This is a genomic window from Vreelandella lionensis (assembly GCF_044543515.1).
Classification (GTDB): Bacteria; Pseudomonadota; Gammaproteobacteria; order Pseudomonadales; family Halomonadaceae; genus Vreelandella; species Vreelandella lionensis.
This window is the reverse complement of sequence record NZ_JBITWC010000003.1, coordinates 173,625-189,220: the sequence shown is the minus strand read 5'-3', so window position 1 is coordinate 189,220 and position 15,596 is coordinate 173,625. Positions and strand designations below refer to the sequence as shown.

Sequence of the window (15,596 nt, the reverse complement as noted above, 5' to 3'; positions counted from 1 at the left end):
GTTTTTATCTGCTTGGCGTTGCGGGTACAGGTCGCCAGCCGAGGACAGCCCCGGCAGATCTTAGGATCACTGCGATAGTGGCGGTAGCCATGTCGATCCGTGGTGGCATAGATCAGCGATTGGCCCTCTGGGCACTGATAGGTGTTGGTCGCCGCGTCATAGGTAAAGGCACGTTTGGGTAGATACCCTTTCAGCTTACTGGGACGGCGGTAGCCGATGACACCATAAAGCCCGCGCTCCTCCAGTCCATGACAGATAGCCGCCGTAAAGTAACCTGCGTCGAGGCCGACACCGACCGGGTCCAGCCCGAAGCGCTGGCACTGATGGTCCAGTCGCGCCAAGTAAGGCACGCTATCGTGCATACTGGTCGGGGTAACATGGGTATCGGTAATAATGGCGTGCTTGCCGTCCACCGTGCGGTGATCCAGATAAAAGAACCCTGTTGGCTTGCCATCGCGCACCATATAGCCGCTATCCGGATCGGTGAGGCTGATTTTCTTTTCGACAGTAGCCGGTGCCTCAGCACGCGGCGTCAGGGCTTTTTTCCGTGTTGAGCGCGGTCCTCCTCAACCGCCACATCCAGGGCGTCCAGATAGTCCCGTGCCGTCGTCTCGACCTCTTGGCGCTCAAAACGATGCTTGTTGGCATTGGCCTTGAGATGCGTGCTGTCGGTGTAGAGCACGTCGCCGCCCACCAAGCCTTGTGCAATGGCTTGCTCGACAATGGTATCGAAGATCTCTTGGTGGATCGTACTATCGGAGAAGCGGCGGCGTCGGTTCTGGCTGATGGTTGAGGCGTCGGGCACCTTGTCGGTCAAGCGCAAGCCGAGGAACCAGCGGTAGGCGACGTTCACCTGGATCTCGCGCATCAACTGGCGCTCGCTACGAATGCCGAACAGATAGCCGATCAACAAGGCCTTGAAGAGCAGCACGGGATCCAGCGCAGGTCGACCATTATCAGCGCAGTAAAGATGACGGACGCGCTCGCGGATAAAGCTGAAGTCGAGGGCGGCCTCAATCTGACGCAACAGATGGTTCGAGGGCACGAGTTCTTCGAGCGTGACCATCTCCAGTTCGTGCTGTTGGGGGGAAGGGTCTTTGAGCATATCGGCCACCACTAAAAACGATACGCTTATCAAAGCAAAACCCTGGCCGAAGGGCCAGGGCTTTGTCAGCAGTCTGAGGAGTGCCTAATGGCACTCCTTTTTTATAGGCTACAAATAGGGCGCTATCTGGCTAAATACCTCCACCCTCAATCAGCCAAGTGATCACCACTTTAATGACGTAGCCCAACATTCCGGCACCTAATACCACAAACAACATAATCGTGCCAAATTTGCCTGCGTTCGATTTTTTTGCGAGATCCCAAATAATAAAACACATAAAAATGATCAGGCCGCCAACCATAATGGGCGTGATCCATGTCTCAAAGGTCTGCTGCATAAGCGCTCCTGTTGGACGATTGTCGGTAGCCCATGGTGGGGCGTGCGTCATTTTTGTCAGTCGTGTTAATATTTGAGCAAATTCATCAGGTATTTGTCGACTGAACTTTGCGGACTTAACAAAGCGCAGTACGACAACTTTGCCGAGGAGTAGGCCAATGCCTAAGTTAACCATTCTGGTCGGCACCATGTATGGCGGTGCGTTAGACGTTGCAGAGCAGGTAAAGCCGCTGTTTGAGCAGGCGGGCTATGACGTTGATATTTCAGAACAGCCCTCTGTAGACGATGTTTCCCAAGCCAGTGATCTAACGCTTTTCTGTGTGTCTACCACGGGGAGCGGTGATTTTCCCGGTAACTTTGTGCCCTTTGTTCGCAGTCTAAAAGATCAAAGCCCCTCGTTGGCGGGACTGCGTTATGGGTTGATCGCGCTTGGCGATAGTTCCTACGGTGATACGTACTGTGGCGCGGGGAGAGCCTTAGATGAGTTGCTGCAGGATCATGGCGCCCACCGTTTAGGTGAGCGCCTTGAAATCGACGCGATGGAAACCTTCATGGCGGATGATGCAGCGGTGCCGTGGGTAGAGGAGTGGATTGATGCTCAGAAGCTAAAGGTAGCATAGCCATGCAGCAAACGGTTTACTCTCCCAAGCGAGTGAGCGTAGCGGTTGGCTTATGCATCGTGATGCTCGCTGCGCTCCCGCGCTATATGGTGGGAGGGCATGAGACGCGCCAAACCCTTCTGCTGATGGCCTTGGTGCTAGTGGCTGGCGCAGCCGCGTTCCAGTGGAGGATGCTGTCTCAAGAGGCTCGTCAGGCGCTACCAGCGTTAATAAAGCGTCTAGCGATCATGCTGGTGCTCGGAGCGCTGGTGATGGGGGCTTGGCACGCCATGTTTACTGATTGGATTAGCTGGCAGGTCTTTATCTCTCACGCGGCGACGTGTGGTCTGCTGCTGCATGCGGTTTCCCTGTGGTGGTCTGCACGAGAGTAACGATTTTTGTACCTTTAAACCCTTGTAATTGGTGCTTGCGCCCCCATCTTGCGAGCATGGCGCTTGCCACCATGCGTCAGGGTTCTTAAAATTGCCCCCTTGAACATATTTTACGCAATCAACACAACGCCCAGCCGCTAGAGGACAATTCATGCAAGTTTCCGTCGAGACGACCTCCCAGATCGAACGCCGTATCACGATTCAAGTGCCGGCAGCAGAAATCGACGAGGCCGTCAGCGCTCGCTTGAAAGACACCGCGAAAAACGTTCGCTTGAACGGTTTCCGCCAAGGCCGGGTGCCAATGGCCGTCGTGCGTCAGCGCTATGGCGACAGCGTGCGCAGTGAAGTGGTAGGCGAAGTGATGCGTGAACGCTACGTTCGCGCGATCACAGAAAAAGAACTCAACCCTGCCGGTTTCCCGCAGATTGAGCCAAAAGTTAATGAAGAAGGTAAAGACCTTGAGTTCGTTGCGGTAATGGAAATTTACCCGCAGGTTGAGCTGACCTCTATCGAAGGTACAGACGTTGAGCGCCCGGTTGTGTCTGTCAGCGAAGCAGATGTCGATGAAATGATCGATACCCTGCGTAAGCAAAACGCCGCATGGGAAGAAGTTGACGCTGCCGCTGCTGACGGTGACCAAGTCACCATCGATTTCCAAGGCTTCCTGGGCGACGAGCCATTTGAAGGTGGAAGTGCAGAAGGCCACGCGTTAGTCATCGGTTCTAACAGCTTCATTCCAGGTTTTGAAGAGCAACTGATCGGTGCTAAAGCAGGCGAAGAAAAAACCATCTCCGTCACTTTCCCAGCGGATTACCAAGCCGAGCATCTGGCCGGTCAAGACGCCACCTTCAAGGTGACCGTTCACAAAGTAAGCAGCCAGAAACTGCCGGAAGTTGATGCTGAGTTCATCGAGCGTTTCGGTGTAGAAGACGGCGATGAAGCCAAATTCCGTGCTGAAATTAAGAAGAACATGACCCGCGAAGCGGCTCAGGCTGTTGACAACCGTGTTAAGCAGCAGGTGCTGGATGCGCTGAAAAAAGCGAACGACATTCCCGTGCCCAGCGCGCTGGTTCAGCAAGAAACGGACGGCATGAAGCGTCAAGCCGCTCAGCAGTTTGGCCTGGGTGAAGATTTTGACGTTAGCCAGCTGCCGAATGAGCTATTTGAAGAGCAGGCGAAGAGCCGTGTTCAGGTTGGTCTATTGCTAGCTGAAGTGATCAAAGCCAATGAACTGGACGCAGACGACGCGGCCATCAAAGCCAAAGTAGAAGAGCTGGCTGAGCAGTACCAAGATCCCTCCGAAGTGGTTGAGTACTACATGGGTAATGAGCAGCTGAAAACTCAGGTAAAATCTGCCATTCTCGAAGAGAAGGCCGTTGAGAAGCTGCTTGAGCAAGCGAACGTTAAAGACGTCGAAATGTCTTACCAGCAAGCGCTGGCTGCTGCTCAGCAGCAGGCTGAGCAAGATGAGAATGCCGAAGAGGGCGAACAGGCAGGCGCCTGATCTCATCGCGTGGCGCACCCTATCTGGGTGCGCTTTTCCCTTACCGGACGCAAGGAATCACCCGAATGAGTGAGTTTGATATTCAAAACGCCGGCGGTTTAGTGCCCATGGTGGTTGAGCAGAGCGCCAAAGGGGAAAGAGCCTACGACATCTACTCGCGCCTTTTAAAAGAGCGCGTGATTTTCCTGGTAGGGCCGGTAGAAGATTACATGGCTAACCTTGTCGTGGCGCAGCTGTTGTTTCTTGAGTCTGAAAACCCCGATAAGGATATCCATCTTTACATCAATTCACCCGGTGGTTCGGTAACGGCGGGTATGTCAATTTATGACACCATGCAGTTTATTAAGCCGGATGTTTCCACCGTATGTATTGGTCAGGCTGCCAGCATGGGCGCGCTCCTGCTAACAGCAGGCGCTGCGGGCAAGCGTTACTGCTTACCTAACTCCCGCGTGATGATTCACCAGCCGCTAGGTGGCTACCAAGGTCAAGCGTCGGATATTGAGATTCACACCCGTGAAATTCTCGGTATTCGTGAAAAACTGAATCAAATTCTGGCTCACCACACTGGCCAGGATATTGAGAAAGTGGCTCAGGATACTGACCGCGACAATTTTATGAGCGCCAATAAAGCAAAAGAGTATGGCTTGATTGACGCAGTGCTGGATAAGCGGCCTACATCCTGATAGCGTGATAGGATTCTGCTTTTCTAACGAGCTTTTCAGGCGGCGTCAGCCGCCGCAGTGACAGAGGTACGCGAATGGCCGACGGCAAAGGCAAGGACGAAGGTGGCAAACTGCTTTACTGCTCGTTTTGTGGCAAAAACCAAAACGAAGTTCGTAAGCTGATTGCCGGCCCGTCCGTGTATATCTGCGATGAGTGTGTCGACTTATGTAATGACATCATTCGCGAAGAAGTTCTCGAAGCCGATGCCGAGAGCGATGAGGAGCGTTTACCTACGCCCCGCGAAATACGTCATACATTGGACGACTACGTCATCGGACAAGACCGCGCCAAGATGGTGCTGTCTGTAGCGGTTTATAACCACTACAAGCGTCTGAAGTCAGAAGTACGTGAAGGCGATGTGGAGCTAGGTAAGTCCAACATCCTGCTAATTGGCCCGACGGGTAGCGGTAAAACGCTCCTCGCCGAGACCATGGCTCGGCTATTGAATGTACCTTTTACTATTGCTGATGCAACGACGCTGACCGAAGCAGGCTATGTGGGTGAAGATGTTGAAAATATCATCCAAAAGCTGCTGCAAAAGTGCGACTACGACGTTGAGAAAGCCGAGCGCGGCATCGTCTATATCGATGAAATCGACAAAATTTCACGTAAATCGGATAACCCGTCGATTACCCGCGATGTCTCTGGCGAAGGCGTACAGCAGGCGCTGTTGAAGCTAATTGAAGGCACAACGGCGTCCGTTCCTCCCCAAGGTGGGCGTAAGCATCCCCAGCAGGAGTTTGTTCAGGTCAATACGGCCAATATCCTGTTTATTGTGGGTGGTGCTTTTGCTGGCTTGGATAAAGTCATTCGCGACCGTGCTGAGAAAGGCGGTATTGGTTTCAATGCCAGCGTGAAAAGCAAAGAGTCTTCGCGAGGCGTTGGCGAGCTACTCGCGGATGTCGAGCCAGAGGATCTGGTCAAGTTTGGCTTGATTCCTGAGTTTGTGGGTCGCCTGCCAGTGATTGCAACGCTGACTGAGCTGACAGAAGACGCACTGGTTCAGATTTTGACTGAGCCGAAAAACTCGCTGATCAAGCAGTATGCCAAGCTCTTCGAGATGGAAGACGTCACGCTTGAGTTTAGAGACGACGCCTTACGGGCTGTGGCTGTGAAAGCCATGGAACGTAAAACCGGTGCTCGTGGGCTGCGTTCTATCCTAGAGTCTGTGCTGCTGGATACCATGTATGAAATTCCTTCCTTGGAAGGGGTGAGCAAGGTCGTCATCGATGGTTCCGTCATTGCTGGCGAAAGCGAGCCACTGTTGATCTACTCGCAGCAGGAAGAAGCGCGGGTCGACGGTACTGACGGTTAACCCTTCGGTACGTGCCACGGCCTAGCTTTCACCGCTTGTGCCAAACCAAGGGGTCGCCTAGGCGGCCCCTTGTTGTTCTACGCTATTGTTGAAACGGCTGGCCAGCACACGGTGATGTGTCGTGTCATGCCCTTTCATACTGTGAGGTACTTGGCTAAGTACCCTTCAAGTACTCATCCGAATTTGAGGAACGTCTGCGATGCAGCAGAACGCCGATCAGACACAATGTCTACCCCTGTTGCCTTTGCGGGATGTGGTTGTGTACCCGCAAATGGTTATTCCGCTTTTTGTTGGCCGTGAGAAGTCCATTCAAGCCTTAGAAGCCGCGATGGAAGCCGACAAGCGTGTACTGCTGGTGGCTCAGCGCGAGGCCTCACAGGATGATCCTGATAATGCGGACCTCTACGCGATGGGGACCGTCGCTGACATCATGCAGCTGCTTAAGCTGCCTGATGGCACTGTAAAGGTGTTGATTGAAGGCAGCTTCCGCGCTGATGTTATCGATATCGAAGAAAACGAAGCGGGCTACACTCAGGCGCACTTAACCCCACGTGAAAGCGAGCCGCTTACCAGTCGTGAGCAAGAAGCACTAGTGCGTGTCCTGCTCAATCAGTTCGAGCAGTACGTCAAGCTGTCTAAGAAAGTGCCCAACGAAGTGCTTAACTCGCTGTCGGGCATCGAAGACCCTAGCCGTTTGGTCGACACCATCTGCGCCCACCTGTCGCTGAAAATTGGTGACAAGCAAGAGCTGCTCGAAATGGATCGCGTACGCGACCGTATTGAACACCTGATGGCGCTGATTGAGTCTGAGATTGATCTGCTCCAGGTCGAGAAGCGCATCCGCTCGCGTGTTAAAGAGCAGATGGAAAAAACGCAGCGTGAGTACTATCTCAATGAGCAGATGAAGGCCATCCAGAAAGAGATGGGTGAGCTGGATAACGTACCCAACGAAGCCGAAAAGTACGAACAGGCGATCAAAGAGTCTGGGATGCCCAAAGAAGCGTCTGATAAAGCGACTCAAGAGCTTAATAAGCTCAAAATGATGGCTGCCAATTCTGCTGAGGCGACCGTGGTGCGCTCATATCTGGACTGGCTAATTGCCGTTCCATGGAAAAAGCGCACGCGCGTTAAGCACGATCTGGTAAAAGCCCAGCAGGTGCTGGATGAAGATCATTACGGCCTGGAAGAAGTGAAGGCGCGCATTCTTGAGTACCTAGCCGTACAAAAGCGCGTACGGAAAATGAAAGGGCCGGTGCTCTGCTTGGTAGGCCCACCTGGGGTAGGTAAAACGTCCCTTGGTCAATCCATCGCCCGCGCGACAAATCGTAAGTACGTCCGCCTGGCGCTGGGTGGTGTGCGCGATGAGTCGGAAATCCGTGGCCATCGCCGCACCTATATTGGCTCGCTGCCAGGCAAGCTGATGCAGCGTATGAGCCGTGCCGGGGTGAAAAATCCGCTTTTCCTGTTGGATGAGGTGGATAAACTAGGCATGGACCACCGTGGTGATCCGGCGTCAGCGCTTCTAGAGGTATTGGACCCCGAGCAGAACAACAGCTTTAGTGATCACTACCTTGAGCTGGATTACGACCTCTCTGAGACGCTGTTTATTTGTACCGCGAACTCAATGAATATCCCAGGCCCGCTGTTGGACCGTATGGAGATTATTCGTCTACCGGGCTACACCGAAGACGAGAAGCTCGCCATCGCTAGGCGCTACCTGCTACCCAAGCAGCTAGAAGCTAACGGGCTTAAGGAAGAAGAGCTAGCGCTGAATGACGACGCGTTGCTTGAGTTGGTGCGCTACTACACTCGTGAGGCGGGTGTACGCGAGCTTGAGCGTCAGATCGCTAAAGTGTGTCGTAAAGTGCTGCGTGAGCGCTTAGAAGCTGAGCGCACCTCGAAAGATAAGGCAGGCAGCAAGCTGCAGGCGCAGCAGGTGCTCTCCGCTGATCAGATTGAGACTTATGCCGGTGTGCGCCGCTATAGCTATGGCTTGGCGGAGCAGGAGGACCAAGTCGGTCGTGTAACCGGCTTGGCTTGGACGTCCGTAGGTGGGGAGCTGCTCAACATTGAGTCGGTAGTGACGCCAGGTAAAGGTCGTATTAACAAGACCGGTTCGCTTGGTGATGTCATGAAAGAGTCGGTAAGTGCAGCACAAACCGTCGTGAAGGCGCGTGCTCAGGCCTATGGAATTGACCCGCAGCGGTTTGAAAACGAAGACCTGCATATCCATGTACCAGAAGGCGCTACGCCGAAGGATGGCCCCAGCGCGGGTATTGCCATGGTAACGGCGATTGTCTCCGCCTATACTCAGCGGCCAGTACGGTGCGATGTGGCCATGACAGGGGAGGTAAACCTGCGTGGTGAAGTATTACCGATTGGGGGTCTAAAGGAGAAATTGCTGGCGGCCCGGCGGGGTGGTATAAAGACCGTCTTAATTCCTGAGGAAAATCGTCGAGATCTCAAGGAAGTACCGGAGAATATCAAAGGAGCGCTTGATATTCGCCCCGTACGCTGGATAGATGACGTGCTGGCCGTGGCGCTGGCAGAGAATGTTGCCGAAGGCGCTTCATTAAAGGGCGCAGATAAGTCTTTCAATGCAAATGCTGTTGCAAGTACCCATTAAGCGTTAAAGCAGTTTTGCTTTAATTTTACTTAATAAATTTGCCCAATGCCTTGAGCAGCGGGCATTTCACGGTCCGGTCGCTTGACAGGTGTTTCAAGGCATTGCTATAAAACGCAGCTATGCTTTGAGGTTGATGCACTTGGTGACCGTGCCGTTCAGAGCCATTTTTTGAAACAGTTAAGGGGTGAAGTGTGAATAAGTCCGAGCTGATTGAAGCTATTGCCGCGTCTGCAGATATTCCTAAAGCAGCGGCAACCCGCGCATTGGATGCCATGGTGGAGTCTGTCACCGATAGCCTCAAAAAAGGCGAGAGTGTTTCTCTGGTAGGTTTTGGTACCTTCGCTATTAAAGAACGTGCTGCGCGTACTGGTCGCAACCCCCAAACGGGTCAGCCAATCGAAATCAGCGCAGCAAAAGTGCCCAGCTTTAAAGCCGGTAAAGCGCTGAAAGACGCCGTCAACTAATTGGCTCGCGTTTGCTGTAACCTAATGGGCGCATCGCATCCGCGATGCGCCCATGTTCTTTTCTGGCCCGATGGTTTGGGCAATAGATGGCTTTGATGATCTGAGGCTAGCATGCTGCAAAGTATACGAGATGGCTCCAGAAGCTGGGGTGCCAAGATAATTATAGGGCTCATGGTGGCTGCCATGGCACTGTTTGGCGTGGAGTCGCTGTTTAGCGTGTTCGGTAGCGACCCCAATGAAGTCGCCAGCGTTAATGGCGAACCCATTATGCGCCAGCAAGTTGAGCTAGAAGTGCAGCGCGCGCTGCGTTCTGGCCAAGTTCCTCCCGAGCAAGAGCGCGCTTTGCGCAATGACATGCTCGATCAACTCATTACCCAATCACTGTTGACCCAGTACGCTGAAGAGGGCGGTTTTTTTGTTTCCGACGCTCAGCTGGATCAAATGATTGTCAGCCTGCCTGAGTTTCATGATCAGGATGGCCGCTTCTCTGCTGAGATCTTCCGTAATCGCCTAGCCGGTGCGGGCTATACGCCGCTGTCATTCCGCGAAGAGCTACGGGTCGATATTAAGCGTCAGCACCTGCAACAGGGTCTCGCGTTTAGCGATTTCAGCCTCCCCAGTGAAGAAGAGCGCTTAGCCGAGTTACAACGCCAGCAGCGTGATTTTCGCTATTTCATGTTGAATGCAGCTGATGCTGACGTCGATATCAATGTAACAGAAGCGCAAATGCAGACGTACTACGACGCTAACGAGGCTCGCTTCGAGCGCCCAGAGCAGGTGCGTGTTGAGTACGTTTTAATTGACCGCCAAGCCATGGTGGAAGATGTCCAGGTGGATGAGCAGGCGCTTCGAGATGCTTGGCGTGAGCAGAATCAAAGCGCTGACCGTCGGGTATCTCATATCATGGTGACCTTTGGTGACGAGCGTAGCCGCGAAGAAGCCGAGGCAGTGGCGAATGAGGCACTCAATTCCCTCAATGACGGTGATAGCTTTGCTGACACCGCTGCGCGTTACTCTGATGATACTGCCAGTGCTGAAGATGGCGGTGACCTTGGCGTCATCAGCCGTGGCTTCTTTGGCGATGCGTTCGATGAAGCGGCTTTTTCATTAGGCGTAGGGGAAACCTCACAACTGGTGGAAATGGACGGTGCTTTCCATATTCTTCAAGTGACTGAGCTGGCAGGTCCGTCGTTTGAAGAGCAACGCGATGCGCTTGCCCAAGAAGTGGCTCTGCGCGACGTTAACGATGAGTTCAATGAGCAGGTGCAGCGCCTGATTGATGAAAGCTTTGCCGCAGATGATCTTAAGAGCGTAGCCGATGACTTAGGCCTGACACTCAACCAAACGGACTGGCTGGCTCGTGGTGAAGGGGATGGTGTGCTTTCTGAGCCAGGCGTGTTGGAAGAAGCCTTCAGCGCAGACGTGCTGGAAGAGGGCTACAACAGCGAAGTGATTGAGCTCGACAACGACCGCCGCTTAGTGCTTCGTGTCGCCGAGCATCGTGATGCGACTGTTCTGCCTCTAGATGAAGTGCGCGATGAAGTAGAGCAGGCTGTTGCTGCTCAGCAGCGCCAAGAAGCACTTCAGGAGCAGGCAGCAGAATTGATCGCCTTGCTCCGTGCGGGCGATGCCGTTGAGCTGGAGTGGCTGGAAGCCAATAACATCTCTCGCCAGTCTGACAGTACGCTGCCTCAGGCGCTGGTGGGTGAAGTGTTTCGCATGCCGCGCCCTGAAGAGGGCGAAAGCGTCTATCGTGCCGTGAATATGCCCCAAGGTGTGGCCGTCGTCGCGTTGGATAGCGTCTCTATTGGCGAGGTGAATGAGCAGATGACATCGTTTGTCGCTCAGATGGCCGAGCAACTGCGCGCTCAGTCGGTTATCCAAGGGTTGATGGATGATCTGCGTAGCGACGCGGAGATTGAACGCTAAAGGTTATTTATCTCTACCTGCTGCCAAGAAAAAGCCGATCAATTTTCGATCGGCTTTTTTAATGCTTAAAGAGCATTGTTTAGGGCGGAGCGTTTAGCGGAAACTGGCGTAAAACTGGCTCCGCATGGCGATCATTGGAGCTTTCAATCACAATATCCCAGCCGTGTTCGCTATCCCAATCGCCTAACACAAAACGTTTGGCGGGCACGTCTTCCACCGTCAGGTCGTGCACTTTCGGACGGTGGGTATGACCATGAATCATGGTCGACACACCGTGGCGCTGCATCAGCGCAACGACTTCTTCCTGAGTAACATCCATGATGTCCTCCGCTTTTCCAGCGTTGGCATCACCCGATTGCATACGCAGGCTCTTGGCGAGTTCCAGCCGCTGCTCTAATGGCAGCGCAAGAATCTGGGACTGCCACTGTTCATTGCGTGACTGTGCACGAAATGCCATGTAGGCCTCGTCTTTGGTGCACAGGCTGTCGCCATGCAAAATGACGGCGGGTACGCCTTGCAGCTCTACCTGCTCGCTTTCTGGTAGCAGCGTGGCTTGGCAGCCATTAATGAAACGCTCGCCCAGCAAAAAATCTCGGTTGCCGTGAATGAAATATACAGCCGTACCCGCGTCGCTTAACGTGCGCAGCCGTGTCATCACCTCATGAGCAACCGCGCTTAACGGATGAGGAGTATCCAGCAGGTCGTCGCCAATCCAGGCATCAAAAAGATCGCCCAAAATGTAGAGCGCGTCCGCCCCTTCGGCGGTATGTTCCAAGTAACGGTAAAACCCCTGATTAATCTCAGGGGTGTCGTGACTTAGATGCATATCAGCTACTAGCAGAGTACGCATAAAGCTCCCAACGGTTATTCCGCTTCCTTCACGTAAGCGCGCTCGATGATGACATCTTCTGCGGGAACGTCAGCGTGCATACCACGGCGCGTGGTGCTGACGCCTTTAATGGCGTTAACCACATCCATGCCTTCAACCACTTCACCAAACACCGCGTAGCCCCAGCCCTGCAAGCTTTTGCCGCTGTGGTTCAGGAAGCTATTGTTGCCAACGTTGATGAAGAACTGTGCGGTGGCGGAGTGAGGGTCTTGGGTGCGGGCCATGGCCAGCGTGCCGACCGTATTCTGCAAGCCGTTGTCCGCTTCGTTTTCAATCGGGTCGCGGGTGGCTTTCTGGTTGAAATCCTGATCGAAGCCGCCGCCCTGAACCATGAAGCCATCAATGACCCGGTGAAACAGCGTGCCGTCGTAAAAACCGTCGCGCACGTACTGTTCGAAATTTGCCGCGGTAGCCGGGGCTTTTTCATGATTAAGCGCAATGGTGATGTCACCGTGGTTCGTCTGTAATACGATCATAGATAAATTCCTGTTCAATAAAGGCGTTCGCCTTGGCGCTGTGCATCGGCGTCACGTTATAATAGCGGTTTTGCTCGGCACCGCGAAGCGCAAACCCAGATTGCATTCGCAACGTTTGCCCAGCACGCCATCCACCATGAGGTTATCAACACCACCATGACCAACGAGACCACCCCAGCGCCGAACTTCATTCGCAACCAAGTACGCGACGAGATAGCGGGCGGCCAGGTCACCAAAATTGTGACGCGCTTTCCCCCCGAGCCCAACGGCTTTTTGCACATCGGCCACGCCAAGTCGATTTGTCTGAACTTCGGGTTGGCAGAGCAGTTAGGTGGTGAGTGTCATCTGCGCTTTGACGACACCAACCCAGCAAAAGAAGAGCAGGCGTACATTGACGCCATCAAAGAAGACGTTAGCTGGTTGGGCTTTGAGTGGGCAGGCCCGGTACGTTTTGCCTCCGACTACTTCGACCAGCTCTACGCCTGGGCGCAGCACCTGATCCGTGAAGGCAAAGCCTATGTGGATGACCTGTCTCCGGATGAAATCCGTGAGTATCGGGGTACGCTCACCGAACCAGGCAAGCCGAGCCCCTACCGCGAGCGCAGCGCTGAAGAGAATCTTGATCTTCTAGAGCGGATGCGTAACGGCGAGTTTGGTGAAGGCGAAAAAGTACTGCGTGCCAAAATTGATATGGCGTCGCCCAACATTAATTTGCGAGATCCGATCCTGTACCGGATTCGCCATGCTCATCACCACCAAACGGGCGATAAGTGGAAAATCTACCCCTCGTACGATTTTACCCACGGCCAGTCGGATGCCATTGAGGGCATCACCCACTCCATCTGCACGTTGGAGTTTGAAGACCACCGCCCGCTGTATGAGTGGTTCTTAAATAATCTGCCGGTGCCCGCGAAGCCCCGTCAGATTGAGTTTGCGCGCCTCAATCTCGACTACACCTTAACGTCTAAGCGCAAGCTGAAGCTGCTGGTAGATGAGCAGATTGTTGATGGGTGGGACGACCCACGGATGCCGACCATCTCCGGTATGCGTCGTCGTGGCTATACCGCCGCGTCCATTCGCAAATTCTGCGAGATGATTGGTGTCACCCGTTCCGATGGCGGTTTGGTGGATATCGCCATGCTGACCCACGCCATCCGCTCAGATCTGGAAGATAACGCACCCCGCGCCATGTGCGTGATGAAGCCGCTGAAAGTAGTGCTGACCAACGTGCCGGCAGACCACGAAGAGGTCTACGAGGTGCCAGGCCACCCGGCGCGTGAAGACATGCCGATGCGTAAAGTTCCTTTTGGTCGTGAGCTCTACATCGAGCAAAACGACTTTATGGAAGACGCGCCGAAGAAATTCTTCCGCCTAGCACCGGGCAAAGAAGTGCGCCTGCGCAACAGCTACGTCATTCGCTGTGATGAAGTGATCAAAGACGATGCAGGTGAGATTGTTGAGCTGCGCTGCTCCGTGGACTTCGACACCCTGGGTAAAAACCCGGAAGGCCGCAAGGTGAAAGGCGTGATTCACTGGGTCAGCGCTGCCCATGGTGTACCGATGGAAGTCCGCCTGTACGACAACCTGTTTATGGTCGAGCAGCCGGACCGCGATAAGGATGTCGACTTCCTGGAGCACCTGAACCCCGAGTCGCTGGTGGTATGTGAAGCCATCGGCGAGCCAAGCTTAGCCAGTGCAGCTCCAGAAGATCGCTTCCAATTCGAGCGAGTAGGTTACTTCTGCGCCGATCGTCACGCCTCTACTGCTGAGCACCTCGTGTTTAACCGTACCGTCGGTCTGAAAGATAGCTGGGCGAAAATCAAACAGAAGGGTTAAGGAAACGTCATATGCACATTTACAATACGCTGACACGCCGCAAAGAGCCTTTTAGCCCACTGGTTGCTGGTAAGGTCAGCATGTACGTTTGCGGCATGACGGTGTATGACTACTGTCACCTTGGCCACGCCAGGGTGATGGTGGCCTTTGACGTGATTACCCGCTATTTGCGCCACCGTGGCTATGACGTGACCTACGTGCGTAATATCACGGATATCGACGATAAGATCCTCAAGCGGGCCGAGGAGAATGGCGAAACTATTAGCGCACTCACCGAGCGCATGATTGCTGCGATGCATGAGGATGAGGCGCGCCTGAACGTGCTGCCGCCCAGCCAGGAGCCCCGTGCTACGGGGCATATTGGTGATATCGTCGCCATGATCGAAACGCTCATCGAGAAAGGCTTTGCCTACGCAGCGGCCAATGGTGACGTTTATTACCGAGTGCGTAAATTCGCCGACTACGGCAAATTGAATAACCGTCAGTTGGATGACATGCGCTCTGGTGCACGGGTCGACGTGGATGTGCACAAAGAAGACCCGCTGGATTTCGTGCTTTGGAAAGCGGCCAAACCGGGCGAAGCCCACTGGCACTCTCCCTGGGGAGACGGGCGACCAGGTTGGCACATTGAGTGCTCCGCGATGTCGACCTGCTGCTTGGGCGATACCTTCGATATTCATGGCGGTGGGCCGGATTTGACCTTTCCCCATCATGAAAACGAGATTGCCCAATCGGAAGCGGCGACAGGTAAAACCTACGTCAATACCTGGATGCATGCCGGAGCCGTTCGCGTCAATCAAGAGAAGATGTCTAAGTCTTTGGGCAATTTCTTCACCATCCGCGACGTGCTAGCCGAGCACGACCCAGAAGTGGTGCGCTACCTGTTGGTGGCAAGCCACTATCGTAGCGCTATTAACTACTCGGTCGATTCGCTGGTCGAAGCGCGTAAATCGCTAACGCGGTTGTATACAGCGTTAGAAGGAGTAAACGCCGACGAGCAGGCAGCCGCCAGCGATGCAGCGGAGCGCTTTACCGCGGCAATGGACGACGACTTCAACACGCCCATCGCTTTGGCCGCGCTGTTCGATTTGGCCCGCGATCTTAACCGTGCGAAAAGTGATCAGCCAGCAGAGGCACCACGCTTGGCTGGTGAATTAAAGCGTTTGGCCGGTGTGTTGGGACTACTGCAGCAAACGCCACAAACGTTCCTGAAAGGTGCCCAGCAGCAGGTAGCGCTGAGCGAAGAAGAGATCGAAGCAAAAATCGCCGAGCGACAAGCGGCGAAAGGAAGTAAGGATTTTGCCCGCGCTGATGCTATTCGTGATGAGTTGGCAGCGCTTGGTATCATTCTCAAAGACTCTCGGGAAGGAACCACCTGGGTGATCGAAGCGCCTTAATCGTG

The 15,596-nt window shown here is 54.0% G+C and carries 13 protein-coding genes and 1 pseudogene; 10 read left to right on the top strand and 4 right to left on the bottom strand.

The features are described 5' to 3' along the window. Nucleotides 1-1,105, bottom strand: a pseudogene (locus ACIGG6_RS02975) (IS1182 family transposase); the annotation flags it as partial. 130 nt (nt 1,106-1,235) lie between these two features. Beyond that, nucleotides 1,236-1,442, bottom strand: a complete 207-nt coding sequence (locus ACIGG6_RS02970; RefSeq protein ID WP_044629428.1) for a DUF2788 domain-containing protein — start codon at nt 1,440-1,442, stop codon at nt 1,236-1,238. Nucleotides 1,443-1,599: 157 nt separating this feature from the next. Here ACIGG6_RS02970 and ACIGG6_RS02965 point away from each other — a divergent pair, with 157 nt between their 5' ends. From ACIGG6_RS02965 to ACIGG6_RS02930, 8 genes are all read left to right on the top strand, one after another. Then, nucleotides 1,600-2,061: a flavodoxin domain-containing protein gene (locus ACIGG6_RS02965; protein ID WP_253505399.1), complete on the top strand. Its 462-nt coding sequence runs from the start codon at nt 1,600-1,602 to the stop codon at nt 2,059-2,061. Nucleotides 2,062-2,063: 2 nt separating this feature from the next. Continuing rightward, on the top strand, nt 2,064-2,432 hold the full coding sequence (locus tag ACIGG6_RS02960) for a hypothetical protein (RefSeq protein ID WP_044629426.1): 369 nt from the start codon (nt 2,064-2,066) through the stop codon (nt 2,430-2,432). A 151-nt stretch (nt 2,433-2,583) separates the two neighbouring features. Continuing rightward, entirely contained in the window at nt 2,584-3,936 is a 1,353-nt protein-coding gene (gene tig / locus ACIGG6_RS02955) for a trigger factor (protein WP_253503781.1), read from the top strand. Nucleotides 3,937-4,001: 65 nt separating this feature from the next. Beyond that, a complete protein-coding gene (gene clpP / locus ACIGG6_RS02950) occupies nt 4,002-4,619 on the top strand; it encodes an ATP-dependent Clp endopeptidase proteolytic subunit ClpP (protein WP_083023527.1) in 618 nt (205 codons plus the stop codon). Nucleotides 4,620-4,693: 74 nt separating this feature from the next. Next, nucleotides 4,694-5,974, top strand: coding sequence for an ATP-dependent Clp protease ATP-binding subunit ClpX (gene clpX / locus ACIGG6_RS02945; RefSeq protein WP_253503778.1), 1,281 nt, complete (start codon nt 4,694-4,696; stop codon nt 5,972-5,974). 199 nt (nt 5,975-6,173) lie between these two features. After that, nucleotides 6,174-8,600 (top strand): endopeptidase La, encoded by a 2,427-nt coding sequence (gene lon, locus ACIGG6_RS02940; protein ID WP_399842081.1) that lies wholly within the window; start codon nt 6,174-6,176, stop codon nt 8,598-8,600. Nucleotides 8,601-8,791: 191 nt separating this feature from the next. Beyond that, nucleotides 8,792-9,064: an HU family DNA-binding protein gene (locus ACIGG6_RS02935; RefSeq protein ID WP_009724302.1), complete on the top strand. Its 273-nt coding sequence runs from the start codon at nt 8,792-8,794 to the stop codon at nt 9,062-9,064. Nucleotides 9,065-9,175: 111 nt separating this feature from the next. Beyond that, complete coding sequence (locus tag ACIGG6_RS02930; protein ID WP_399842078.1) at nt 9,176-10,993, top strand: SurA N-terminal domain-containing protein; 1,818 nt, start codon at nt 9,176-9,178, stop codon at nt 10,991-10,993. 79 nt (nt 10,994-11,072) lie between these two features. Here the strand turns inward: ACIGG6_RS02930 and ACIGG6_RS02925 are convergent, their stop codons facing one another. Together ACIGG6_RS02925 and ACIGG6_RS02920 are read right to left on the bottom strand one after the other, a co-directional pair. Beyond that, a complete protein-coding gene (locus tag ACIGG6_RS02925) occupies nt 11,073-11,843 on the bottom strand; it encodes a UDP-2,3-diacylglucosamine diphosphatase (RefSeq protein WP_399842075.1) in 771 nt (256 codons plus the stop codon). Between the two features lie 14 nt (nt 11,844-11,857). Beyond that, nucleotides 11,858-12,358 carry a peptidylprolyl isomerase gene (locus ACIGG6_RS02920; RefSeq protein ID WP_083023535.1) on the bottom strand — a complete coding sequence of 167 codons (501 nt, stop codon included), beginning with the start codon at nt 12,356-12,358 and terminating at the stop codon, nt 11,858-11,860. A 156-nt stretch (nt 12,359-12,514) separates the two neighbouring features. Here ACIGG6_RS02920 and ACIGG6_RS02915 point away from each other — a divergent pair, with 156 nt between their 5' ends. Beyond that, nucleotides 12,515-14,194, top strand: coding sequence for a glutamine--tRNA ligase/YqeY domain fusion protein (locus ACIGG6_RS02915; RefSeq protein ID WP_399842071.1), 1,680 nt, complete (start codon nt 12,515-12,517; stop codon nt 14,192-14,194). 11 nt (nt 14,195-14,205) lie between these two features. After that, entirely contained in the window at nt 14,206-15,591 is a 1,386-nt protein-coding gene (gene cysS / locus ACIGG6_RS02910; RefSeq protein ID WP_399842069.1) for a cysteine--tRNA ligase, read from the top strand. Nucleotides 15,592-15,596 lie beyond the last annotated feature (5 nt).

Coding starts and splice junctions, on each gene's coding strand:
- ACIGG6_RS02970 (WP_044629428.1), bottom strand. CDS start 1,442: ATGCAGCAGACCTTTGAGACATGGATCACGCCCATTATGGTTGGCGGC.
- ACIGG6_RS02965 (WP_253505399.1), top strand. CDS start 1,600: ATGCCTAAGTTAACCATTCTGGTCGGCACCATGTATGGCGGTGCGTTA.
- ACIGG6_RS02960 (WP_044629426.1), top strand. CDS start 2,064: ATGCAGCAAACGGTTTACTCTCCCAAGCGAGTGAGCGTAGCGGTTGGC.
- tig (WP_253503781.1), top strand. CDS start 2,584: ATGCAAGTTTCCGTCGAGACGACCTCCCAGATCGAACGCCGTATCACG.
- clpP (WP_083023527.1), top strand. CDS start 4,002: ATGAGTGAGTTTGATATTCAAAACGCCGGCGGTTTAGTGCCCATGGTG.
- clpX (WP_253503778.1), top strand. CDS start 4,694: ATGGCCGACGGCAAAGGCAAGGACGAAGGTGGCAAACTGCTTTACTGC.
- lon (WP_399842081.1), top strand. CDS start 6,174: ATGCAGCAGAACGCCGATCAGACACAATGTCTACCCCTGTTGCCTTTG.
- ACIGG6_RS02930 (WP_399842078.1), top strand. CDS start 9,176: ATGCTGCAAAGTATACGAGATGGCTCCAGAAGCTGGGGTGCCAAGATA.
- ACIGG6_RS02925 (WP_399842075.1), bottom strand. CDS start 11,843: ATGCGTACTCTGCTAGTAGCTGATATGCATCTAAGTCACGACACCCCT.
- ACIGG6_RS02920 (WP_083023535.1), bottom strand. CDS start 12,358: ATGATCGTATTACAGACGAACCACGGTGACATCACCATTGCGCTTAAT.
- ACIGG6_RS02915 (WP_399842071.1), top strand. CDS start 12,515: ATGACCAACGAGACCACCCCAGCGCCGAACTTCATTCGCAACCAAGTA.
- cysS (WP_399842069.1), top strand. CDS start 14,206: ATGCACATTTACAATACGCTGACACGCCGCAAAGAGCCTTTTAGCCCA.